General features: G+C 65.9%; 20 protein-coding genes and 1 riboswitch. Of the genes, 15 read left to right on the top strand and 5 right to left on the bottom strand.

Going from position 1 to position 21,114, the window contains the following annotated elements:
- Positions 1–75 precede the first annotated feature (75 nt).
- From IE122_RS13200 to IE122_RS13155, 10 genes are all read left to right on the top strand, one after another.
- On the top strand, positions 76–1,128 hold the full coding sequence (locus IE122_RS13200; protein ID WP_229814146.1) for a sensor histidine kinase: 1,053 nt from the start codon (positions 76–78) through the stop codon (positions 1,126–1,128).
- The gene (locus tag IE122_RS13195; protein ID WP_189621639.1) at positions 1,121–1,561 is read left to right on the top strand and encodes a response regulator; all 441 of its coding nucleotides are present in this window, start codon (positions 1,121–1,123) and stop codon (positions 1,559–1,561) included. The genes IE122_RS13200 and IE122_RS13195 overlap by 8 nt, the downstream gene beginning before the upstream one ends.
- Positions 1,562–1,587: 26 nt before the next feature.
- On the top strand, positions 1,588–3,354 hold the full coding sequence (locus IE122_RS13190) for a putative bifunctional diguanylate cyclase/phosphodiesterase (RefSeq protein ID WP_189621638.1): 1,767 nt from the start codon (positions 1,588–1,590) through the stop codon (positions 3,352–3,354).
- Between the two features lie 99 nt (positions 3,355–3,453).
- Positions 3,454–3,852 carry a glycine zipper 2TM domain-containing protein gene (locus IE122_RS13185; protein ID WP_189621637.1) on the top strand — a complete coding sequence of 133 codons (399 nt, stop codon included), beginning with the start codon at positions 3,454–3,456 and terminating at the stop codon, positions 3,850–3,852.
- A 136-nt stretch (positions 3,853–3,988) separates the two neighbouring features.
- A complete protein-coding gene (locus IE122_RS13180; RefSeq protein WP_189621636.1) occupies positions 3,989–4,162 on the top strand; it encodes a Flp family type IVb pilin in 174 nt (57 codons plus the stop codon).
- Positions 4,163–4,304: 142 nt separating this feature from the next.
- Positions 4,305–5,063, top strand: coding sequence for an SDR family oxidoreductase (locus IE122_RS13175; RefSeq protein WP_229814134.1), 759 nt, complete (start codon positions 4,305–4,307; stop codon positions 5,061–5,063).
- Positions 5,064–5,089: 26 nt separating this feature from the next.
- A complete protein-coding gene (locus IE122_RS13170; protein WP_189621635.1) occupies positions 5,090–6,346 on the top strand; it encodes an SAM-dependent methyltransferase in 1,257 nt (418 codons plus the stop codon).
- Between the two features lie 72 nt (positions 6,347–6,418).
- Positions 6,419–7,636, top strand: a complete 1,218-nt coding sequence (locus IE122_RS13165; RefSeq protein WP_189621634.1) for an argininosuccinate synthase — start codon at positions 6,419–6,421, stop codon at positions 7,634–7,636.
- A gap of 221 nt (positions 7,637–7,857) precedes the next feature.
- Complete coding sequence (locus IE122_RS13160; RefSeq protein WP_189621633.1) at positions 7,858–8,310, top strand: septal ring lytic transglycosylase RlpA family protein; 453 nt, start codon at positions 7,858–7,860, stop codon at positions 8,308–8,310.
- A gap of 271 nt (positions 8,311–8,581) precedes the next feature.
- Positions 8,582–9,706, top strand: coding sequence for a zinc-binding metallopeptidase family protein (locus IE122_RS13155; protein WP_189621632.1), 1,125 nt, complete (start codon positions 8,582–8,584; stop codon positions 9,704–9,706).
- A gap of 13 nt (positions 9,707–9,719) precedes the next feature.
- Here the strand turns inward: IE122_RS13155 and uvrA are convergent, their stop codons facing one another.
- The gene (gene uvrA / locus IE122_RS13150) at positions 9,720–12,614 is read right to left on the bottom strand and encodes an excinuclease ABC subunit UvrA (RefSeq protein ID WP_189621631.1); all 2,895 of its coding nucleotides are present in this window, start codon (positions 12,612–12,614) and stop codon (positions 9,720–9,722) included.
- A gap of 252 nt (positions 12,615–12,866) precedes the next feature.
- Here uvrA and IE122_RS13145 point away from each other — a divergent pair, with 252 nt between their 5' ends.
- The 3 genes from IE122_RS13145 to IE122_RS13135 all read left to right on the top strand — a co-directional run bounded on the left by IE122_RS13145 (position 12,867) and on the right by IE122_RS13135 (position 14,220).
- Positions 12,867–13,286: a hypothetical protein gene (locus IE122_RS13145; protein ID WP_229814132.1), complete on the top strand. Its 420-nt coding sequence runs from the start codon at positions 12,867–12,869 to the stop codon at positions 13,284–13,286.
- Between the two features lie 121 nt (positions 13,287–13,407).
- Positions 13,408–13,569 carry a hypothetical protein gene (locus IE122_RS13140; RefSeq protein ID WP_189621630.1) on the top strand — a complete coding sequence of 54 codons (162 nt, stop codon included), beginning with the start codon at positions 13,408–13,410 and terminating at the stop codon, positions 13,567–13,569.
- A gap of 123 nt (positions 13,570–13,692) precedes the next feature.
- Positions 13,693–14,220 carry a septal ring lytic transglycosylase RlpA family protein gene (locus IE122_RS13135; protein WP_229814130.1) on the top strand — a complete coding sequence of 176 codons (528 nt, stop codon included), beginning with the start codon at positions 13,693–13,695 and terminating at the stop codon, positions 14,218–14,220.
- A 4-nt stretch (positions 14,221–14,224) separates the two neighbouring features.
- Here IE122_RS13135 and IE122_RS13130 read toward each other — a convergent pair whose 3' ends face one another.
- The 4 genes from IE122_RS13130 to IE122_RS13115 are packed head-to-tail and all read right to left on the bottom strand — an operon-like array spanning position 14,225 to position 18,667.
- Entirely contained in the window at positions 14,225–14,965 is a 741-nt protein-coding gene (locus tag IE122_RS13130) for an ABC transporter ATP-binding protein (RefSeq protein ID WP_189621629.1), read from the bottom strand.
- The gene (locus IE122_RS13125; protein ID WP_189621628.1) at positions 14,962–15,927 is read right to left on the bottom strand and encodes a FecCD family ABC transporter permease; all 966 of its coding nucleotides are present in this window, start codon (positions 15,925–15,927) and stop codon (positions 14,962–14,964) included. Before IE122_RS13125 ends, IE122_RS13130 begins: the two co-directional genes overlap by 4 nt.
- The gene (locus IE122_RS13120; protein ID WP_229814128.1) at positions 15,924–16,778 is read right to left on the bottom strand and encodes a helical backbone metal receptor; all 855 of its coding nucleotides are present in this window, start codon (positions 16,776–16,778) and stop codon (positions 15,924–15,926) included. Before IE122_RS13120 ends, IE122_RS13125 begins: the two co-directional genes overlap by 4 nt.
- The gene (locus IE122_RS13115) at positions 16,775–18,667 is read right to left on the bottom strand and encodes a TonB-dependent receptor plug domain-containing protein (RefSeq protein ID WP_189621627.1); all 1,893 of its coding nucleotides are present in this window, start codon (positions 18,665–18,667) and stop codon (positions 16,775–16,777) included. Before IE122_RS13115 ends, IE122_RS13120 begins: the two co-directional genes overlap by 4 nt.
- A gap of 107 nt (positions 18,668–18,774) precedes the next feature.
- Positions 18,775–18,983: riboswitch (cobalamin riboswitch) on the bottom strand.
- 213 nt (positions 18,984–19,196) lie between these two features.
- On the opposite strand from IE122_RS13115, the gene IE122_RS13110 reads away from it, so the two are divergent.
- Both IE122_RS13110 and IE122_RS13105 read left to right on the top strand, forming a co-directional pair.
- Positions 19,197–20,336, top strand: a complete 1,140-nt coding sequence (locus tag IE122_RS13110) for a cell wall hydrolase (protein WP_229814126.1) — start codon at positions 19,197–19,199, stop codon at positions 20,334–20,336.
- A 101-nt stretch (positions 20,337–20,437) separates the two neighbouring features.
- Entirely contained in the window at positions 20,438–20,788 is a 351-nt protein-coding gene (locus tag IE122_RS13105; protein WP_189621626.1) for a hypothetical protein, read from the top strand.
- Positions 20,789–21,114 lie beyond the last annotated feature (326 nt).

The raw sequence follows: 21,114 nt of genomic DNA, 5'->3' as shown, positions 1-21,114 counted from the left end.
GAAACGGGGCTTCATCATCGTGACTCCGGAGTTGCCGTGCAGATAGCCTTGCCCGTTTCGTCAGACTTGCAGAACGTGCTGCTGCACGCGCCGATCGGCGTGCTGATCATCGATGCACGGGGGCAGATCGTGTGGGCGAACGACGCTCTGGCAAACCAATTCGGCTATCGCATCGATGCGCTGGTGGGCGCGCCGCTGGGCATGCTGCTGCCCGACCGCTTTCGTGAAGGGCACATCCACCACTTGCGCGGCTATGCCGAAGCCCCGGCCTCGCGGATGATGGGGTCGGGCCGCGACCTGACCGGGCTGCACAGTTGCGGGCGTGAATTCCCGGTCGAAATCGCGCTGAGCGCGGTGGGTGGCGGTCTGTCGCCGCTGTTCATGGCCATCGTCAGCGACATTTCCGGCCGCAAGCGCGCCGAGGAAGCGCTGCAGCGAACGAATGCCCAGCTTGAGGAATTCACCTACGTCGCCAGCCATGACTTGCGCTCGCCGTTGCGCGGCATCGCCGATCTGATCACCTGGATCCGTGAGGACCTAGGGGAAGACCGCTTGTCCGATGATGTCCGCCACAACTTCGAACGGGTGGCACTGCGCATCAGCCGCGCTGAACAGATGATCGACGATCTGCTGGTCTATGCCCGCGCCGGCACCCGCGATCCGATCGTCAACCGGGTCGATCCCATCGCGCTGGTGGCGGACTGCATCGCCCTCGCCGATGTACCGGCCGGATTCACCGTGGAAACCGACATCATCGGCCACCCGATCGAATGCCCGCGCGCCCCGCTGGCCACGTCTCTACGCAACCTGATCGCCAACGCGGTCAAGCATCACGGCCACGACAAGGGCCGCATCCGCATCTCTCTGCGCGAGATCGGGCGGTTCTGGGTGTTCCATGTCGAGGATGATGGCAAGGGCATCGCCAAAGGCAGCGAGGAGCGCATTTTCAAACTGTTCCACCGCGCCTCCCCCGAGACCGAGGGTGACGGGGTGGGCCTGGCGTTCACCCGGCGCATGATCAATGCCCACGGCGGCATGATCACCGTCGCCCCGCAAGGAACGCTCGGGGGTGCCTGCTTCGAAGTGTACTGGCCGCGCATCCAGCTCAAGGAAGAAAGCGATGGCTGAACCGCTGCACCGGCCGCTGTTCTGCACCGTCCTCCTCGTCGATGATGATGATGTGGCCACTGAAGGCGTGCTGCGCAGCTTTCGCAAGCACGAGGTGCCCAGCCACACCGTCACCGCGCAGGATGGCTATGAAGCCCTGGAAATCCTGCGCGGGCTGCACCCGTACAAGAGCATCCATACCCCGGTGATCGTGCTGCTCGATCTCAACATGCCACGCATGGACGGCTTTCAGTTCCTGGAGGAAATGCGCGCCGATCCGGTACTGCGCCGCACGGTGGTGTTCGTGCTCAGCACCTCGGCGCGCGATCAGGACCGCGCCCGCGCCTATGACGAGCAGGTGGCCGGTTACATGGTCAAGTCCGCCGTCGGCCCGCAGTTCGCCCTGCTCGCGGACTTCATGAACCAGTACGCGAGGACGCAGAACCTCCCCTGACGTGCCCCCACAAGGACCGCATCCCCATGGAATTCCTGCACAATTCCCCTACCGACATCCACGCCCTGATCGTGGATGACGATGATGTCGATCGGGAACGGCTGACGCGCATGCTCCATCACGGTCCGCGCCGGATCAGCGTGGTCGAAGCGGCCTCGCGCGCTGAAGCGCTGCAACTGATCCGCCGTCCAGCTACCCATTTCGATATCGTGTTCCTCGATTTCGGGCTGACCGACGGGGACGGCCGCGATCTCGTCCCGGCGATCCATCAGGAACTCGATCCGGATTGCCCGATCGTGGCGGTCACCGGCAACGGCGATGAACAGATCGCCGCCGCCGCGATCAAATCGGGTATGACCGAATTTCTCACCAAGAAGGCGCTGTCAGCGGAAAAAGTGGCGGCATCGGTGGAAGAATGCATGGCCTGGCGCAAATACCGCCAGGACCTGCGCCGCGCCGAGGCGGAGCTGACTCACCGCAGCATGCACGATCCGCTAACGGACCTGCCCAACCGCAGCCTGTTCTTCGACCGGCTTGAACAGCACTGCGCCCGTGCCCGCCGCAGCGGCGATCCGGTGGCGGTGGTGATGATCGACCTCGACCGGTTCAAGGAAGTGAACGACAGCCTCGGCCATGCCGCCGGCGACATGGTGCTGGGCATGGTGGCCCGGCGGCTACGCGCGAACCTGCGCGAAGTGGATACGATCGCCCGGCTTGGCGGCGATGAATTCGCGCTGATCCTCCAAAACATCGCCACGCACGAAGCGGCGCTGCAGATCGTCGGCAAGCTGATCAAGCTGGTCGAGCAACCGATCCTGCACGACCAGCGGGTGCTCTACGTCGGCGCTTCGGCGGGTGTGGCGCTGTGCCCGCAACTGGGATATGCGCCCACCGCGCTGCTATCGGCAGCGGACGCGGCGATGTACGATGCCAAGCGCGGGATCGACAAGGTGGTAGTCGCCACCGATACGCTGGCACTGGGGCTGACCGCGATCGACCGGCCGGTTCTGCTCGAAGAATTCGAAGCGGCGATGGCGGCGAACGAAGTGGACTGGCACTGGCAGCCCAAGATCGACATGCGCGATGGCCGCATCACCGGGTTCGAAACGCTGGTCCGCTGGAACCGCGCCAAGGGCGAGCCGATCTCGCCCGAACACCTGGTCCGCACGGTCGAGCAATCGCCGCTGCTGGAAACCTTCACCTATCACTGCCTCGACCGGGTGCTGGCCGAGTTCGCCCCGATCCGCAGCGCGGTGGGTGACGTGACGCTGGCGGTCAACATCTCACCGCGCGTGCTGGAGCGGCCCGGCTTTGTCGAACGGGTGGCCGAAAAGGTCCGCCTTAACGGCATCGATCCCCGCAGCGTCACGCTGGAACTGACCGAGACCGCGCTCATCAACAATCCCGCGCAAACGCGCCGGGTGATCGAGAGCCTGCTGGCGCACCATATCCAGTTGTCGATCGACGATTTCGGGGCCGGCTTTACCTCGTTCGGCTACTTGCGCGAATTTCCGGTCGGCGAAATCAAGATCGACCGCTCGTTCATCGCCCGCTTTTCCGAAAGCCGGTTCGACCAGTCGCTGGTGAGCAGCCTGGTGGTGCTGTGCGAAAGCCTGGGCATCCCGCTCGTAGCCGAAGGGGTGGAGACGCTGGAAACGCGGCAAAGGCTGGTGGCGCTGGGGTGCCATTATGGCCAAGGATACGGCATCTGCCCGCCTATTCCCTATGCCCAAGTCATGCCGTGGATCGCAAAGTGGTACGTCAGCCTGCCGGGCAAGACGCTCAGCGCCTGAGCCTGTCGGGAACCTGACCTCGCAGTTCATCCCGGGTACGGGAACCACTTGGCACATCATCGCTTCATTCCGGCGCATGTCCGGCAGATGGAGCAAGCCATGAAAAAGTTCATCCTCGCGCTCACCGCCCTTGGCCTGGCGCTTCCCGCCCTGCCCGCCGCCGCCGATCCGCCGCCATGGGCCCCGGCGCACGGGCACCGCCACAAGGAGTATCGCGACGGGCATCGCCACCGCGACCGCATCTATGACGATCGCGGGCGCTATTACCACCCGCGCCGGATTACCCGCAACGACCACATCTGGCGCGGCCGCGACGGGCGCTATTACTGCCGCCGCGATAACGGCACCACCGGCCTGATCATCGGGGCCGGGCTTGGCGCGCTCACCGGCAGCGCAGTGGCTGGGCGTGGCGACAAGACGCTGGGCGCCGTAGTCGGCGGCGTGCTGGGCGGCGTGGTCGGCCGCGAAATCGATCGCGGTGATTTGCAGTGCCGGTGAGCCTGCTCCTCAGATCGTAAACGCGCGAATAACCATGTGATTACCTTTTTATAAATGATTTGTCCGTATTCCTACCAATCGTTCCTCAGCGTTCGCAGGGGATTGATCGATAATTCTTTCGTCCAAGGGGGCCTTTGTGCGGATACTGAAATATCTTCGTCGCGACGAGACTGCGGCAACAGCTATCGAATACGGCCTGATCGCCGCGCTTATCGCGGTCGCGGCGATCACCGCCATGTCGGGCATGGGTTCGCAGTTGAAATCCACGTTCACCAAGACCTCGTCGAGCATGTCGACGGTCAACTCCTAAACCGCCCATCGCCGGCGCGACAGCAAGGGTCTGGCGCGCCGGTCCGGCGGTGGATGTACGGGATGCCTTCCCCATGCGGAGGGTTTGTGGTCCAAGGGGCGATGTCGTGCGTCCCGCCCCGTTGCCATAGCTCTCCCCCGCAATGCCGCTAAATCGCCCCGCCATGCTGGTGACCGGCGGTGCCAAGCGCATTGGGGCAGCGATTGCCCGGGCCTTCGGGGCCGCAGGCTGGCACGTGGTCATCCATTACGGCCGCTCGCTCGATCAGGCCCGCGCGGTCGCCGCGGAACTGCCCTCTGCCGAGATCATCGCCTGCGATCTGGACGATGATGCGGATTGCCGCCGCATGGTGCGCGACCTTGCCGAGAGCCTGCCTGACTGGCGCGTGTTGGTGAATTGCGCCGGGGTGTTCGATCTCGACACCGCCGATGCGATCGACCCGGCGATCTTCGCCCGCGCCATGCAGGTCAACGCCGCCGCTCCAGCCCGATTGAGCCAGGATTTCCTGCGGTTAGCCCAAAGCGCCGGTGGCAAGCGGGTCATCCATGTGACAGACCAGAAGCTGCTCAACCCCAATCCGGATTTCTTCTCCTACACGATGAGCAAGCACGCCTTGGCATCGACCATCCCGATGCTGGCAATGGCGGCAGCCAACGCAGCGGACCGGGTCTACGGCATCGCCCCCGGCGCGATCCTTGCCAGCCACGACCAGACCGAGGCGGAGACCGAGATTTCCCATCGCATGAACCTGCTGGCCCGCAAGACGCTGGCGGACGACATTGCCGATGCCGCCCTGTTTCTCAGCGAAGGCTGGCTGGCGAGCGGCGAGACGGTATTCGTCGATTCCGGCCAACACCTCCTTGCACAGCCGCGCGATGTCCTGTTCCTTGCCCGCCAATGATGGCCCCCTGACCGAGGTTTCGAACCGTGAGCGCACCGATCCTTGACCGCTATCTTGCCAAGGCCATCCGCCACGGGACGCTGACGATCCTGCGTCCCGATGGCAGCACCACCACCGTCGGCCAGAGCGCGCCGGGCTATCCCGATATCCGCATCCGCCTGGTCGACAAGGCAACCGAGCGCCAGATCCTGATGGACCCGCGTATCGGTGCCGGCGAAGCGTACATGGATGGCCGGCTCATCGTCGAAGCGGGCGAGATCATGGATCTCGCTGCCCTGCTGCGGATGAACAACCGGTGGGATCATGGCGGCAACATCGCGCCGAAGGGCGCGCTCAAGAAACTGGGCGGCAAGCTCGTCACCCTGATCGACGGGATGAACGAAGCAGCGCGCGCCAAGCGCAACATCGCGCATCACTATGACATCGGCAACGATCTCTACCGGCTGTTCCTCGATACCGATCACATGCAATATTCCTGCGCCTACTGGCCCGATGACAGCATGACGCTGGAACAGGCACAGGAGGCCAAGCTCGCCCACATCGCCGCCAAGCTGCGGCTCGATACCCCGTCCGCCGCCCCGCTGCGCATTCTCGACATCGGCTGTGGCTGGGGCGGGATGGCGATCTACCTGGCCCGCAAGACCGGCGCGCGGGTGCACGGCATCACCCTCAGCGAAGAACAACTGGCCCTTGCCCGCGAGCGCGCCGAGGCGGCGGGCGTTACCGATCTGGTCACGTTCGAACTGGTCGATTACCGCGCCCTCGAAGCGCGCGGGGAGCGTTATGACCGGATCGTCTCAGTGGGCATGTTCGAACATGTCGGGCAGGCGCAGTTCGGCCAGTTCTTCCGCACCGCCCGCGCCCTGCTGGCGGAAGACGGGGTAATGCTGCTGCACACCATCGGGCGCATGGGTGGCCCCGGCGCGACCGATCTGTTCACCCGCAAGTATATCTTCCCCGGCGGCTATATCCCGGCACTCAGCGAAACCGTGGCCGCCAGCGAGAAAGTGCGGCTGATCGCGGCCGACGTGGAGAACCTGCGGCTGCATTACGCCAAGACCCTGCGGCAATGGTACTCGCGCTGCGTGGCCAACAAGGACGCGATCATCGCGATGATGGACGAGCGGTTCTATCGCATGTGGCTGTTCTATCTGTCCGGGGCCACCGCCGCGTTCGAGAGCGGCAGTATGTGCAATTACCAGATCCAGTACATCCGCGATCGCCACGCCACCCCCATCACCCGCGATTACCTTGCCGACGCAGAGGCGGGGCTGACCGGCTGAGCCGCAAAGGTTGCGATAAGGCGGCGGCACTGTTAGGCGCGCGCCACGATTCCACGCGGGAGCCCGTGACCAATGTCCTCCGAGATCAAGAAGGTCGTCCTCGCCTATTCCGGCGGCCTCGATACCAGCGTCATCCTCAAGTGGCTCGAGGTCACTTACGGCTGCGAGGTTGTGACTTTCACCGCCGACCTCGGCCAGGGCGAGGAACTGGAACCCGCCCGTGCCAAGGCCCGCCTGATGGGCCTGCCCGAAAGCAATATCTATATCGATGACCTGCGCGAGGAATTCGTGCGCGACTTCGTGTTCCCGATGATGCGCGCCAATGCCCGATACGAAGGCGATTACCTCCTGGGCACTTCGATCGCCCGGCCGCTGATCTCCAAGCGGCTGATCGAGATCGCGCACGAGACCGGGGCTGACGCGGTTGCCCATGGGGCGACCGGCAAGGGCAACGATCAGGTGCGCTTCGAACTCTCGGCCTATGCGCTTGATCCGAACATCAAGGTGATCGCCCCGTGGCGCGAATGGGACCTGACCAGCCGCACCGCGCTGATCGCCTGGGCCGAACAGCACCAGATCCCGGTGCCGAAGGACAAGCGCGGCGAAAGCCCGTTCTCGACCGACGCCAACCTCCTCCATACCTCGTCCGAGGGCAAGGTGCTGGAAGACCCGTGGGAAGAAACCCCGGACTACGTCTATTCACGCACGGTCAATCCCGAGGATGCGCCGGATGCGCCCGAATACATCACCATCGATTTCGAAAAGGGTGATGGCGTCGCGTTGAACGGCGTCGCGATGTCGCCGGCCACCCTTCTCGCGGCTCTCAACGATCTCGGTCGCAAGCACGGCATCGGCCGTCTCGATCTGGTCGAGAACCGCTTCGTCGGCATGAAGTCGCGCGGGATGTACGAGACGCCCGGTGGCGAGATCTATGCCCGCGCGCACCGCGGCATCGAACAGATCACGCTCGATCGCGGGGCCGCTCACCTCAAGGACGAGCTGATGCCCAAGTATGCGGAGCTCATCTACAACGGTTTCTGGTTCGCACCCGAGCGCGAGATGCTGCAAGCCGCGATCGATCATTCGCAGGCGCGGGTGAACGGCACGGTGCGGCTCAAGCTCTACAAGGGCCAGGCTTCCGTGGTCGGCCGCATGAGCGCGGATTCGCTGTATTCCGAACGCCACGTGACGTTCGAGGATGATGCCGGCGCGTATGATCAGAAGGACGCGGCCGGCTTCATCAAGCTCAACGCGCTGCGCCTGCGCCTGCTCGCCCAGCGCGATCGCTGACCGGACGCCCGGCGCACGATGCCGGGTTAACGCAAATGCTCACCTGTTAACATATCTCGGCGGCCCGTTGCCTTAACGCGACGGGCCGTTCGCGCGTCCCGAGTCCCGCCATCCCCACCGGCGGCCGCTTCCTGTAGAAGCCGCGCATCGTCAATGACGAAGCGGGGTATGTTTTGCGGGCCATCATCATCAGCAAAGTGGCGGCATTGTGCTCGGCCACCATGTTCCTGATCGCCAGTCCGCTTCATGCCGATTCCGCCCTGGTCCGCGTTGCGGTTTCGCCCACTGCACCGGCGGCCACGCTTTCGCCCGCTCCCGTCCTCTCCCCGGTTCCGGCTACTGCTGTTCCTGCGCCACCCCCTGCACCGGTCTACCAGCCGATGGGCAAAGGGATAGCCAGCTATTACGGCCGCGAACTGATCGGCGCACGCACCGCCAGCGGTGAACGATACGATCCCGGTGCCTTGACCGCAGCGCACCGCAGCCTGCCGATGGGATCGCACGTGCAAGTGACCAATGCGGCCACCGGCCAATCTGTTATTGTAACCATCAATGATCGCGGCCCGTTTCACGGCAATCGCGTAATCGACCTGTCCCAGGCCGCAGCGCGCCAGTTGGGGATCGAGCGCGCGGGCAGCGGCATGGTGTCGCTCGCCGTTGAGGCCGACGACTGACCCAACCCGGTTGATACCGTGTAGGGTGACGCTGTCCTGTAGGGGGCGGCCGACGCGGTGCGCGGGAGGGGGGGGAAGAACACCGCGCCGACCTTCACACCCCAAATGCACTATGGGCGGACTTGGTTCCCCGCCACGGACAAAAAGTGCATCGCGAGCGACCGCCGGCCTGACCGGACCGCCCGCTTCGATATTTCTCGGCCACGCGGAAACGGCGGTGGCGCTTCCTCGTTATGTGCCCGACTGCCCCTCTGGCTGACGAGAAGAGACTATGCGCCCTTATCCCTGCCCCAATTGCCGCCGGCTCAACCATTTCGAAGTGCGCGTCTGCCCCGGATGCAGCGCCACGCTGGGCTATGAACCCGGCCGCGACACCTTCCTGTTCCTTGCCGACAATGCCACCACCTGGCGCGACGGCGAAGGCAACGAAGCGCCTGTCGTGGTCTGCGCCAACAACAACGATTTCCAGATCTGCAACTGGCTGGTGGAAACCGACGACGATACGCCGATGTGCCGCGCCTGCCGTCACAATCGCACCATTCCCGACCTGGCCGAACCGACCGTGCCGGAGCGCTGGGCCAAAGTGGAAGCGGCCAAGCGGCGGATGTTCCATACCCTGATCCGGCTTGGCCTCCCGCTGGAGACCAAAGCTGAGGAAACGCCCGAGCGTCAGGGGCTGGCGTTCGATTTCCTCCATGACCCGGAAGCGGAGGCGACCGGGCACCGGCGCGTGTTGACCGGCCACGACGACGGCCTGATAACGCTCAACCTGATCGAGGCCGACGACGCCGAACGCGAACGCACCCGCGCGGCGATGGGTGAGCCGTATCGCACCCTGCTGGGCCACTTCCGGCACGAAGTAGGCCACCATTTCTGGTCCCGACTGGTTGCTCCCGATGCCAAGCGGCTTGAGGCGTTCCGGGCCCTGTTCGGCGATGAGCGCGCCGACTATTCGACCGCCCTTCAGGCGCACTACGCCGATAACGGCGGCAATATCTGGACCGACGCTTATGTCAGTCATTACGCCACATCACACCCGTGGGAGGATTTCGCCGAAACCTTCGCGCACTATCTCCATATCGTCGATGTTCTCGCCACCGGCGGCGGGCTGGACCTGTCGCTCGAACTGGGCGCGCCGGGAGCACCGCGCGAGGTGGAGATCGGCTTCGATCCTTATACCGCCGAGGCTGCCCGCCTGGCCGAGGCGATGGCCCCGCTGGCTTTCGCGATGAACGCGATGAACCGGGCGATGGGCCAGCCGGATCTCTATCCGTTCAACCTGTCAAAGGCGATCGTCGGCAAGCTGGCCTTCATCGAACAGCTCGCGCGCGACGCCCGGTCTCCGGCCGGTACAAGCCGGCCGAAACCGCAGGCCGATCTGGCCCCCGCCGCCTGATCAGCCCTGCTGTTCAGGCGGTGAGCAGCGGCTTGAGGTAATGCCCGGTGAAGCTGCCGGGCACCTTGACCACCTGCTCGGGCGTGCCCTCCGCAACGATCTGGCCACCGCGCACGCCCCCTTCAGGGCCGAGGTCGATGATCCAGTCCGCTGTCTTGATGACATCGAGGTTGTGTTCGATCACGATCACCGAATTGCCCTGATCGACCAGCCGGTGCAGCACCTCCAATAGCTTGCGCACGTCCTCGAAGTGCAGGCCGGTGGTCGGCTCGTCCAGCACGTAGAGCGTCTGCCCGGTCGATCGCCGCGCGAGTTCCTTGGCCAGCTTGACCCGCTGCGCCTCGCCACCCGATAGCGTGGTCGCCTGCTGGCCAACTTTGACGTAGCCCAGCCCCACCTCGTTCAGCATGTGCATCCGGTCGCGGATCGGCGGCACCGCCTTGAAGAACTCCTCCGCATCCTCGATCGTCATGTCGAGCACATCGGCGATGGAATTGCCCTTGAACTTCACTTCCAGCGTTTCGCGGTTGTAGCGCCGGCCGTGGCATTCCTCGCACGTCACGTAGACGTCGGGCAAAAAGTGCATCTCGATCTTGATCAGCCCGTCCCCCTGACAGGCCTCGCAGCGGCCACCCTTGACGTTGAAGCTGAACCGTCCGGCCTTGTAACCGCGCGCCTGCGATTCCGGCAGCCCGGCGAACCAGTCGCGGATAAGGGTGAAGGCCCCGGTGTAGGTCGCCGGGTTGGAGCGCGGGGTGCGCCCGATCGGCGACTGGTCGATCTCGATCACCTTGTCACATTTCTCGAGCCCGGTAATGCGGTCATGCGCTCCGGCGATCACCCGCGCCCCGTTCAGCGCGCGACTGGCCCCGGCCTGCAAGGTATCGATCGTCAGCGAGGACTTGCCCGAGCCCGACACCCCGGTGACGCAACAGAACGTCCCGAGCGGAAAGGCCGCCGTCACGCCGGTCAGGTTGTTGGCGCGGGCGTTCTCGACCACGATTTTGTGCCCGTTGCCCTTGCGCCGCACCTTGGGCACCTCGATTTTGCGGGTACCGTTGAGGTAGGCGGCGGTCAGGCTGTCCTTGCTCTTGAGCACCTGTTTCAATGTGCCTTGGGCGACCACTTCGCCGCCGTGGACCCCGGCCCCCGGCCCCAGATCGACGATGTGATCGGCGGCGCGGATGGCATCCTCATCATGCTCCACCACGATCACCGTATTGCCGAGGTCGCGCAGCCGCTTGAGGGTGACCAGCAGCATGTCGTTGTCGCGCTGGTGCAGGCCGATGCTCGGCTCGTCCAGAACGTAGAGGACGCCGGAAAGGCCCGATCCGATCTGGCTGGCCAGCCGGATACGCTGGCTTTCGCCGCCCGAAAGCGTGCCGCTGGTGCGATCGAGATTGAGGTAATCCAGACCGACATTGTTGAGAAATCCGAGCCGTTCGTTGATTTCCTTGAGGATGGCGCGGGCAATCTGCCGCTGCTGATCGGTCAGCTTCGCATCCAGCGCGCCGAACCACGTGCAGGCATCGGCCACGGACAGCCGCGCGGCGTCAGCGATGTCGCTCCCCGCCAGCTTGACCGACAGCGCCTCGGGTTTGAGCCGCTTGCCGTCACAGGTCTCGCACGGCTGCGCGGTCTGGAACTTGGACAGTTCCTCGCGCATCCAGGCGCTGTCGGTCTGGAGCATGCGGCGATTGAGGTTGCCGATCACCCCTTCGAACGGCTTGGAGACGGTATATTCCTTCTTGCCGTCCTTGAATGTCAGCGGCACCGGCTTGCCGGCGGTGCCGTACAGGATAACCACCTTGATCTCGGCCGAAAGCGCGTCCCACGGCGTTGTAAGGTCAAAGCCGAAGTGCTTCGCCAGGCTCGCCAGCACCTGCATGTAATAGGGCGAAGGCGGGTTGGACTTGGCCCACGGCACCACCGCGCCCTGCTTCAGCGAAAGATGTTCGTTCGGGACGACCAGTTGCGGATCGAACAGCAGCTTTTCGCCCAGCCCGTCACACGCCGGGCATGCGCCTTGGGGCGCGTTGAACGAGAACAGCCGCGGCTCGATCTCCTCGATCGTGAAGCCGGAAACCGGGCAGGCGAACTTTTCGGAAAAGACGATGCGATTGGCAGGCAACCCCGCGCCCTTCATCGCCCCGCCCTGCCCCTCATGCTCGCGCCCGGGCACTACCCCATCGGCGAGATCGACGTAGGCAAGGCCTTCCGCCAGCTTGAGCGCCTGCTCGAAACTGTCGGCCAGCCGGGTCTGGATGCCGTCCCGCACAGCGATACGATCAACCACCACTTCGATGTCATGCTTGAACTTCTTGTCCAGCGCCGGCGCATCCTCGATCGGATAGAACTCCCCGTCGATCCGCACCCGGGTAAAGCCGGCCTTCTGCCACTCGGCCAGTTCCTTGCGGTATTCACCCTTGCGGCCACGAACCACCGGTGCCAGCAGATAGGCGCGGGTCCCTTCAGGCAGGTCCATCACCCGATCGACCATCGTCGACACCGTCTGCGCTTCGATCGGCAGGCCGGTGGCGGGCGAATAGGGCACACCCACCCGCGCCCACAGCAGGCGCATGTAGTCCCAGATCTCGGTCACGGTGGCGACGGTGGAGCGCGGGTTGCGGCTCGTCGTCTTCTGCTCGATCGAGATGGCCGGCGAGAGGCCGTCGATATGCTCGACATCAGGCTTCTGCATCATCTCCAGAAACTGCCGCGCGTAGGCGGACAGGCTCTCGACATAGCGGCGCTGGCCTTCGGCATAGATCGTGTCGAACGCGAGGCTGGACTTGCCGGATCCCGACAGCCCGGTGACGACGATCAGCGCATCGCGCGGCAGATCGATATCGAAACCCTTGAGATTATGCTCGCGCGCGCCGCGCACGGAAATCGTGGTAAGACTCATGGGAGATATTTGTTCCAGATTTGTTCGCGCATCGCAAGAGGCACGCGGGATCGATGCACCGGGTTCGATCCCCTATGTTGGCGCGCGCCGCCGGGATTGCAACGCACGGCCACCCCGCCCCGAAATTTGCACCGGTCGGCGCTAGGCCACTCTCCCCGTCGCATTTCGTTGGCGCGGTACGGCGGCAACACGCCATACGTCTTCGCGCACGCCGACGCGGAGCGAAAAACACCGCGTTTCAGGGATGATACGATGAGAAAACCCACTCCGTTCGGCGTGGCGGCGCGCGCCGCGTTCACCGCCTTCGCACTGGCAAGCGCCGCCGCCCCGCAGCTCGCTCGGGCTGACGACCCGACCGATCCCGCCATGCGCAACCAAGCCGCGCGCGAAGCTGACCGCGAGACGATCCGTCGCATGAACGAAGCCCAGCTCGCCACAGTCCGCGATCGCGACGCGGGCTACGCCAGTGGCTGGCGCGCTTACGATGCGACGCGCGGACGTGCGGAGTACGAGGCGACTTCACCGCCGCCCGCTCACGACTCCGGCTATCGCGCCACGCGCGCCGAGGCGGACTATGCCGATGCCCGTCGCGAGTATGACGAGGCCGTGGCGCAGTGGCGGCGGGACGTGGCTGCCTGCCGCGCCGGGTACACCGAATACTGCGCCCGGTAGCAGCGCCCTGCCGATGGCCTGATGCACGGTCCGACAGGGCGATAAATCCCGAGGCAGCGCCTGCCCGATCTGGCAGCACGCCCCCATCAGGTCTATATGGTGAGGTGAGAGGAGAAGAGCCATGATCGATGACAAGCAGATGCTCTATCGCCGCAACCGTTTCGCGCCCCACGGGAGCGAGCGGACCGGTTCGCTCATTTTCGACCGCCAGATTGCCGAAAAGCGCGGAGGTGGGGCCGAGCCGATGCGTATCTGGTCAGGCGGCCGGTTTCACACCGCCTGAGACCTGAAAGCAGAGGATAAAGCGCGACGCAGCCGTGACGCGTCGGCGGGACCGGCTTAGCGTTTGAGTATGGTCCGCGCCTATCCTTGTCCCGGCCGGCTTGCGCTGGCAGCCGCTGCCGCAATGGCACTCGCCGGGTGCGGCGGCGGCAAGTTTCGGCCGGTGGCGGATGTGCCGGTGCGGATCGGCCCGCCTTATATGGTGCGCGGCACAACCTATACGCCCGCCGCCGATCCGGGCTACGACATGCTCGGCTATGCCACATGGTACGGCAATGAGAGCGGCAATCGCACCGCTAACGGGGAGCGGTTCCAGACCGGGTGGGCGACCGCCGCCCATCGCACCCTGCCCTTGCCGAGTTATGTCGAGGTTACCGCGCTTGACACCGGGAAGCGTATCCTGCTGCGGGTGAACGATCGCGGCCCGTTTGGTGAGCAGGCGCGGATCATCGACCTGTCGCGCGGCGCGGCGGAGCGACTGGGGGTGCGGAACAAGGGCAAGGCGGCGGTTCGGGTCCGTGTGGTCCAACCGAGCGAAGCCGATCGCAAGGCTCTGCGCGAAGGGCGCGAGCCGCGCGGCTTGCCGCCGGTATCCGGGCGGGCGCTGCGCAATCTGCAGGACCAGTTCGCGCGCGGCGTCGGCCCGCGCTGACCCGTCAGGGCAGCGACAGCGCCCGAAAGCCCGGCTCCCCCAGCCAGCGACCATTGACGCCCCATACCCGCGCGATCACATCTTCGTTCAGCGCCTCATGCGGCGGGCCATCGGCGGCGATATGCCCCTGATCGAGCACCACCACCCGATCGGCATGATTCATCGCGCAGGCCAGATCGTGGAGCACCAGCACCACCCCGTGCCCGGCCTTTGCCTGATCGCGGAAACAACGGATCAGTCCCGAGGCATGCGCCAGGTCCAGGCTGGCAAGCGGTTCATCAGCCAGCAGCCAGTCCGGCCGTGTTGCCAGCACCCGCGCCATCAGCGTCCGTGCCCGCTCGCCGCCCGACAGGCGCGAGACCGGGCGGTGGCGCAGATGTCCCATATCCATCGCCGAAAGCGCAGCCTCGATCGCCGCGCGCGCAGTCTCCGAGGGGGCGTCGGGCCAGGGCAGCCGCCCCAGCGAAACCAGCACCTCGACCGAGATATCCCAAGCGATCTGCGGTGATTGCGGCAGATATCCGATCCGCCGCGCCCGCATCGCTCCGGGGATCGCCGCAAGCTTGCCATCGTCGAGCAGGACAGTGCCGGCTTCGGGTGCGGTCAGGCCGGCAAGGCAGGCCAGGAGGCTGGACTTTCCCGCCCCGTTTGGCCCGCAGATGGCGGTGAGTTCGCCCGACCGCAACGACAGCGAGACGCCGGAGAGGCGGCCGGCAAGGGTCACGTCCTGCGCGCTCAGCGTCATGCCAGCCCCCGCCGCATCCGCAACAGCAGGACGAGGAAGAACGGCGCACCGAGCAAGCTGAGCGCGATGCCCAGTCGCAGTTCGCTACCGCTGAGCGGGAGGATACGGCACAGGCAATCGGCGACCAGCAAGAGCAGCGCCCCGGCGAGCGCGCTGGGCACCAGCAGGCTCGACGGGCGGCGGTCGGTCAGCGGGCGCACCAGGTGCGGCACGATCAGTCCGACGAAACCGATGATCCCCGCCACCGCAACGCCCGCGCCAACGGTAAGCCCAATGCCGGCGATCATCAGCGCCTGCAGCCGGCGCGGATCGACGCCGAGCGAGCGTGCCGCCGCATCGCCCAGCGTCAGCGCGTCAAGGCTGCGGCCGACGCTGGCGAGCAGCGCGATCCCGACCAGGGTTGGCGGCGTGGCGATCCACACTTCGCGCCAGGATCGGTCGGCCAGCGCCCCCATCAGCCAGGTCACGATCTCGCTCATCGCGAACGGCGTGGGCGAAAGGCTGATCGCCAGGCTGGTTAGCGCGCCGGCGAGGCTTGAGATCATCAACCCGGCAAGCGTGAACAGCGCGATGCCGCCGTCGCGTCCGGCGATCAACGCCAGCAGCGCCATGGCCCCCGCCGCCCCGCACAGCGCAAAAACAGGCAGCAGCCATGCCGAAGCGGCATAGCCGGTCCAGAAGCTCAGCACCGCGCCCAGCGCCGCGCCCGGCGCGACGCCGAACAGGCCCGGATCGGCCAGCGGATTGCGCAGGAAACCCTGCATCGCCGCACCCGCCGCGCCGAGCCCCGCCCCCAGCACCAGCGCCAGGATCGCGCGCGGCAAGCGCAGTTCAAAGACGATGACGGCCGCATAGCGCGTTTGCGGTGCGAACGGATCGATCCACACCCGCCCCGCCAGCAACGACAGCGGCACTGCCAGCACCAGCGCGGCGAGCAGCAGCAGGATCAGGCGGCGGTTCATTTCGCCAACCCTTCGCGCAGGCGTGCGAGGCGTGCAAGCGCGCGCGGGATCGTCGGGCCGCCGCACCAGTGCAGGCTGCCGTCAAGCGGAATGCGCTGCACCCCGGCCAGCCGCGCCAGCACCGGATGGCGCAGCAGCCGGTCCTCTTCACCGGCAGCGTGGCCGATCGTGAAGATCACGCGCGGGGGGTCGGCCAGCATCCGTTCGAGCGGCAGGTAGTCGGCCTGGGCGAGGCCGCGCGCCGATGCCGCATTGGCGTACCCGGCGTGCGCGAGGAGGTCCGCGATCAGCGTGTCGTTGCCGGCCACGATCCCGCCCATTTCCCACACCAGCGCTTGGACCGGAGGCTGGCCGCGATGCCGGTCGGCAGCTTTCAAAGCATGTTCGATTGCGCCGACAAGCTGCTCGCCATACGCGATATTTCCGGAAAGGCGGGCCAGATCACGGATCTGCGTTTCCGACTGGGCGACGGTGGCCGGCATCGGATAGGTGACCAGCCGGATGCCGGCATCGCGCAGGCCCTGCGCCAACGGTGGCGAGACGTAAGACCCGGCAACGACGATATCCGGGCGCAGCGCCAGAACCTCTTCCAGCGTGCCGCCGGTGGACCGCAGCCGGCGGGCGGCGGCAAGGTCCATCGAGGTCGAGGTGGCCTCCTGGCTGTAGTGGGAGATCGCCAGCAACTGGCCGGGCACCGACATCCCGGCAAGGATCGCGTCGCTGCAGGGATTGAGTGATACGATGGTCGGCCGGGCAGCCGAAGGCGCGCCGCCCGGCACCGCCGCGCCCTGCCCGTCCGGCAGACAGCCGGTCAGGAGGAGCGCGATGAGCGGGGCGGCGCGGCGGATCACATTTTCACCCGTACCCCGGCAAAGGCCGAACGACCGGCCGTGCCATAGCCGCTGACCACTTCGTAGTGGCTGTCGGTCACGTTCTCGACGCGCCCGAACAGTTCGAAGTGCTCACCCAGAGGCAGGCTGGCGCGGATCGTGCCAGTGGCCCAGCCGTCGATCTGCGTGGCGTTGGAGGCATTGTCATAAGCATCGGACACCATGCGGATATCGCCGCCCAGCACCAGCCCCCAGGGGCTGGTCCAGTCGAGCGATACGGTGATGGCATTGCGCGGACGCCGGGCCAGATCGTTGCCCTGGTTGGGATCGCCCGCCGTGCGATTGGTGGTCTTCACATAGGTGTAGCTCGCCCGCCCGCGCAGCGCCGGGGACACCTGAGCCCCCAGCTCCACTTCGACGCCGGTGGCGCGGGCCTTGCCGACATTGTCGTAAAAGCCGTAGCCGCCGTCATCGCACAGCGGATTGCTGGTGCTGAAGCACGAGACATAGTCGATCAGGTTGCGACTGTCGCGCCGGAACCCGGTGACGGCGGCGAACAGCGCGCCGTTGCGATCGCCCCATTCCAGTCCGGCATCATAGCTGCGGCTGCGTTCGGGGTGTAGCTTGTCATTACCGTAGTCGGAAAAAAGCTGATAAAGCGTCGGCACCTTGAAGCCTTCACCGTAGGATGCGCGGGCACGTAGCTCGCCAACCAGCGCGACCGAGCCGTTCGCACCGAAGGTCCAGGCATCGCCGAAGCGCGAGTGATCGTCGTAGCGCAGACCGGCGGCCACCGTTACCGCTTCGGAATACCAGCCGAGCATGGCATGGCCGCTCGACAGGTTGGCGCGGCGGCGCTCCTCGAACGAGACATCGAAGCGCGACCACTCGTGATCCGCCCCGAAATCGAGCCGCAGCGCCGGCAGGATGTCGTAAGAGCCCGCCAACTGGGCGCGGCGGGTCTGCCCCTGCGTTTCATAATTGGGCTCGGGGGAAAAAGTGGGATCGTAATAGCGTCGGCGGGTGTCCGAGAGCTGATAGCTGGCGTCTAGCGTCAGTGCCTCGCCGCTGTAGCGAAGACCGGCCAGCGCGCCGATTTCGCGGCTTTTCTGATATTCCGGATCGTCAGCGAAAACATAGGCGGGTGCGGGATATCCGTCGATATCGGTGCGACCGTCCGAGTAGCGACCGACGACACGCGCGGTCAGCTCGGGCGTCAGATCGACATGGGCGCGGCCGCCGACCCGCCATTGGCGGTAGCCGTCCCGCTCGCTGCCGCCGCCGAACTGCGAGATGCCATCGGTGCGCGAATAGCCGCCGTTGAGGTTGATCGCGTAACGATCGCCGACGACGCCGCCATCGACCTGGGCATCGACGCTGTCGCGCGAACCGTATTCGATGCCGGCCTGCACCCCGTCGATGTCGCGGCTCGTCAGCGCCAGCACGCCGCCGATCGCTTCCGAACCCCAGATGACAGAGTTGGAGCCGCGCAGCAGTTCCACCTTGCCGATCCCTCCGCTCGACAGGCCGCCGAAATCGTAGCCGCCGCCCGGCGCGGCAACATCGGCGACGCGGATGCCGTCGACCATCACCAGCAACTGCTGCGAGTTGGCACCGCGCACGAACAGGCTGGTGGTGGCACCAAGCCCGCCATTGCGCGAGATCGTGATCCCCGGCAGGCGTTCGAGCACGCGGGTGAGGTCAGTGCCCTGGACGGAACGCACTTCGGCATCGCCGATGACCGAGATCGCCTGCCCGGCCCAATCGACGCGGGTGGCCCCGCCGGTGGCGACGACAGTGATGAGATCGTCGCGCACCGCATCGGCGGCGGGGACGGCCTGATTGTCCTGCGCGAACGCGGGCGAGCTCACCGCAAGGGCGGTGGTGATGAAATACAGATACTTACGCAAGATAGCTTCCTCCTGACCTGAACGAATTGCCGTTCATGGCGGAGGCGTGCCCGGCTCTCATGAAGCCGTGCCCATCCCGCTGCATTTCCGGTACACCCCGCCCGGCGCGAATAACGGCGTCAGCAGGCAGGTCTCCTGGCTCCCGGATCACGGCCCGCCCTCGCCTTCCCGGCCTCGTTGGATGAGGGCCAGTGGCATGTGGAGCGCGGGCTCCCCGGTCACAGTTGCGGGGGCAGCTACGGGAATGGGGACAAGTCCCTTCACCCGAATTCCCTCTTAGGCCCACATAGCGGGCACCTATGACGTGGCGGCGCTCCTAGTCGCCGCACTGCGGCATGACAAGTGCTTTGGTCCAAGCCCTTGATAAACGGGGCAAACGCACGGTTTCTTAACCGGTTAATCCTACAACGCAGGGTTGTACCGCAACGGGACGGCACCGCCAGCGGCCATGCACGGCGGGCAAAAGCAGGGTAAATGCCGTGTCGCAGCAAGCACAACGCGCATCACCGCGCGCCATCGAAGGACCTGCGTGACCGCTTCCCCGTCCCGCCCAGACGCGTTCGAACCCGAAGCGGAGCGCCCCGGCGATTTCGCTGCCGTGTTCACGCGCAAGGGCGGGATGACGGGCCGCAGCGGTTCGCTGCTCGACAAGCGCTGGTCGCTCGGCGTCACCGCGTTGGCCGTAGTGGCACTGCCGGCATTCGCGGCGCAGGGCACCTGGGACCGGTTCTCGATCGGCAACGCCGTGGCCACCGATGCCACTGTGGAGCCGATGCCGTTCGAACAGGCCGGGGCCAGCTTTCCCGGTTCGGCTTTCTATTATCTGCAACTCGATCCACCCGTGCCGCAGATCGGCGAAGGCATCCATTCGGACGCCGAGGACGCCCCGAACGATCCCGCCGGCATCCCGGTCGCCCGCGCCATGCGCATCGACAACAGCGGCGTCGATCGCACCCGCGCCGAACAGTGCCTGACCGCCGCGATCTACTACGAAGCGGCGAGCGAGCCCGATTCGGGCCAGCGCGCGGTGGCGCAGGTGGTGCTGAACCGGGTGGCGCACCCCGCCTATCCCAACACGGTGTGCGGGGTGGTCTACCAGGGCTCGGAACGATCGACCGGATGCCAGTTCTCCTTCACCTGCGACGGATCGCTGGCACGCGGGCCGGTGGCGCTGTTCTGGGACCGCGCCCGCGCGGTCGCCCGGGCGGCGCTGGCGGGTTACGTCTATGCTCCGGTGGGCCTGGCAACGCATTATCACACGGTGCAGGTCCACCCGTACTGGGCCGCCAGCCTCGACTATCTCGGCACTATCGGCGCGCATCGGTTCTATGCCTTCCAGGGCGCGGCCGGACGGCCGGGGACGTTCCGGTTCGCCTATTTCGGCGGCGAGCCGCTGCCCGCCCCGCACCCGCGCGCGACGGTGGAAACGCCGCTACCCACAACGCTCGATCCGGTGGCGATCGAACGCGCCTTCGCGGCAGCCGACCAAGGCACGCGCACTGGGGCCGCAACGCCGCCGCCTGCAGCTTTTGCACAGCCGCGCTATTCCGAGGACGTCAAGGCACGCGGCGGAGACACTTTATATCAGGCGCGCAACCTGCCGGAAACGCAGGGAATAAAAGCGGAGTATGCAAACTCCGGGCGCTGGCTTACCCAGCAAGCCGACTGAGCGATAAAATAACAAAGCGGCAACCATAGCCCCTCATCAAGGCTTAGCGCCTCGTGCTCTAAACGGTCTCCAAGAGCAAACCGCACAGGAACAGCGACCCGATGACGATCCGCTTTGCCGCCGCCCGGGGCACTTACAGTCCCGCCGTCCGGCACGCCCTATGCCCTTCGGCTCCCCTCAGCGCGATCAATGACAACCAGGCCGAAGCCGGCACCCTGGCCACGCGCGCCCGTGGCTTCGCGGACGAGCGCAGCCTGGCCCGCGCCTTGCGCCATTTTTCCCGCCACGGCCTGTCCGCCGCCTCCCGCGCCCGCGACGCAGCACTCGCCGCGCATGTGATGCTGGACGATGCCGAGTACCGCCACTGGCTGGAAATCTGCCGCCACCTCGATCGCCGGATGGCGGCCAAGCTGGTGATCCTGACCGGACGCGGCCCCGCCGGCCACGGCTAAGCGCCGCCCGCTTTCCATCCCGCCGCTTCGTCATCGCGCGCGACCAAAGGTCGCGTGGCGGTCCACGGCGGTTTCAGCCGCCTTTGACTGCTTAATTCGCTTCGCGGGTTCGCGATGGCGATCAGATGCAATAGTTTCAAGTCGGTGCCCCGCACCCCTGCGCGCACTCGCCAAGTCATTAATGCAATTGCGAACTATTATCATAAATAAAAGTGAGGGCCCGTCCCGATCCGGTGCTTTCGCGGTTGCAAAGTGTGCGGGACGGGCGTAACCGGCCCCTGCACATTTCGGCGCCTGCCTTTTGCGGGATGAAGCAGGCCGCCTTG

It is taken from the genome of Novosphingobium colocasiae, assembly GCF_014652555.1.
GTDB lineage: Bacteria > Pseudomonadota > Alphaproteobacteria > Sphingomonadales > Sphingomonadaceae > Novosphingobium > Novosphingobium colocasiae.
This window is presented reverse-complemented; position numbering and strand designations above follow the sequence as displayed.

What these genes read in the sequence shown, in the direction of transcription:
- IE122_RS13195 (WP_189621639.1), top strand. Translation starts at nt 1,121, where the DNA reads ATGGCTGAACCGCTGCACCGGCCGCTGTTCTGCACCGTCCTCCTCGTC.
- IE122_RS13190 (WP_189621638.1), top strand. Translation starts at nt 1,588, where the DNA reads ATGGAATTCCTGCACAATTCCCCTACCGACATCCACGCCCTGATCGTG.
- IE122_RS13185 (WP_189621637.1), top strand. Translation starts at nt 3,454, where the DNA reads ATGAAAAAGTTCATCCTCGCGCTCACCGCCCTTGGCCTGGCGCTTCCC.
- IE122_RS13175 (WP_229814134.1), top strand. Translation starts at nt 4,305, where the DNA reads ATGCCGCTAAATCGCCCCGCCATGCTGGTGACCGGCGGTGCCAAGCGC.
- IE122_RS13165 (WP_189621634.1), top strand. Translation starts at nt 6,419, where the DNA reads ATGTCCTCCGAGATCAAGAAGGTCGTCCTCGCCTATTCCGGCGGCCTC.
- IE122_RS13160 (WP_189621633.1), top strand. Translation starts at nt 7,858, where the DNA reads ATGTTCCTGATCGCCAGTCCGCTTCATGCCGATTCCGCCCTGGTCCGC.
- IE122_RS13155 (WP_189621632.1), top strand. Translation starts at nt 8,582, where the DNA reads ATGCGCCCTTATCCCTGCCCCAATTGCCGCCGGCTCAACCATTTCGAA.
- uvrA (WP_189621631.1), bottom strand. Translation starts at nt 12,614, where the DNA reads ATGAGTCTTACCACGATTTCCGTGCGCGGCGCGCGCGAGCATAATCTC.
- IE122_RS13145 (WP_229814132.1), top strand. Translation starts at nt 12,867, where the DNA reads ATGAGAAAACCCACTCCGTTCGGCGTGGCGGCGCGCGCCGCGTTCACC.
- IE122_RS13140 (WP_189621630.1), top strand. Translation starts at nt 13,408, where the DNA reads ATGATCGATGACAAGCAGATGCTCTATCGCCGCAACCGTTTCGCGCCC.
- IE122_RS13135 (WP_229814130.1), top strand. Translation starts at nt 13,693, where the DNA reads ATGGCACTCGCCGGGTGCGGCGGCGGCAAGTTTCGGCCGGTGGCGGAT.
- IE122_RS13130 (WP_189621629.1), bottom strand. Translation starts at nt 14,965, where the DNA reads ATGACGCTGAGCGCGCAGGACGTGACCCTTGCCGGCCGCCTCTCCGGC.
- IE122_RS13125 (WP_189621628.1), bottom strand. Translation starts at nt 15,927, where the DNA reads ATGAACCGCCGCCTGATCCTGCTGCTGCTCGCCGCGCTGGTGCTGGCA.
- IE122_RS13105 (WP_189621626.1), top strand. Translation starts at nt 20,438, where the DNA reads ATGACGATCCGCTTTGCCGCCGCCCGGGGCACTTACAGTCCCGCCGTC.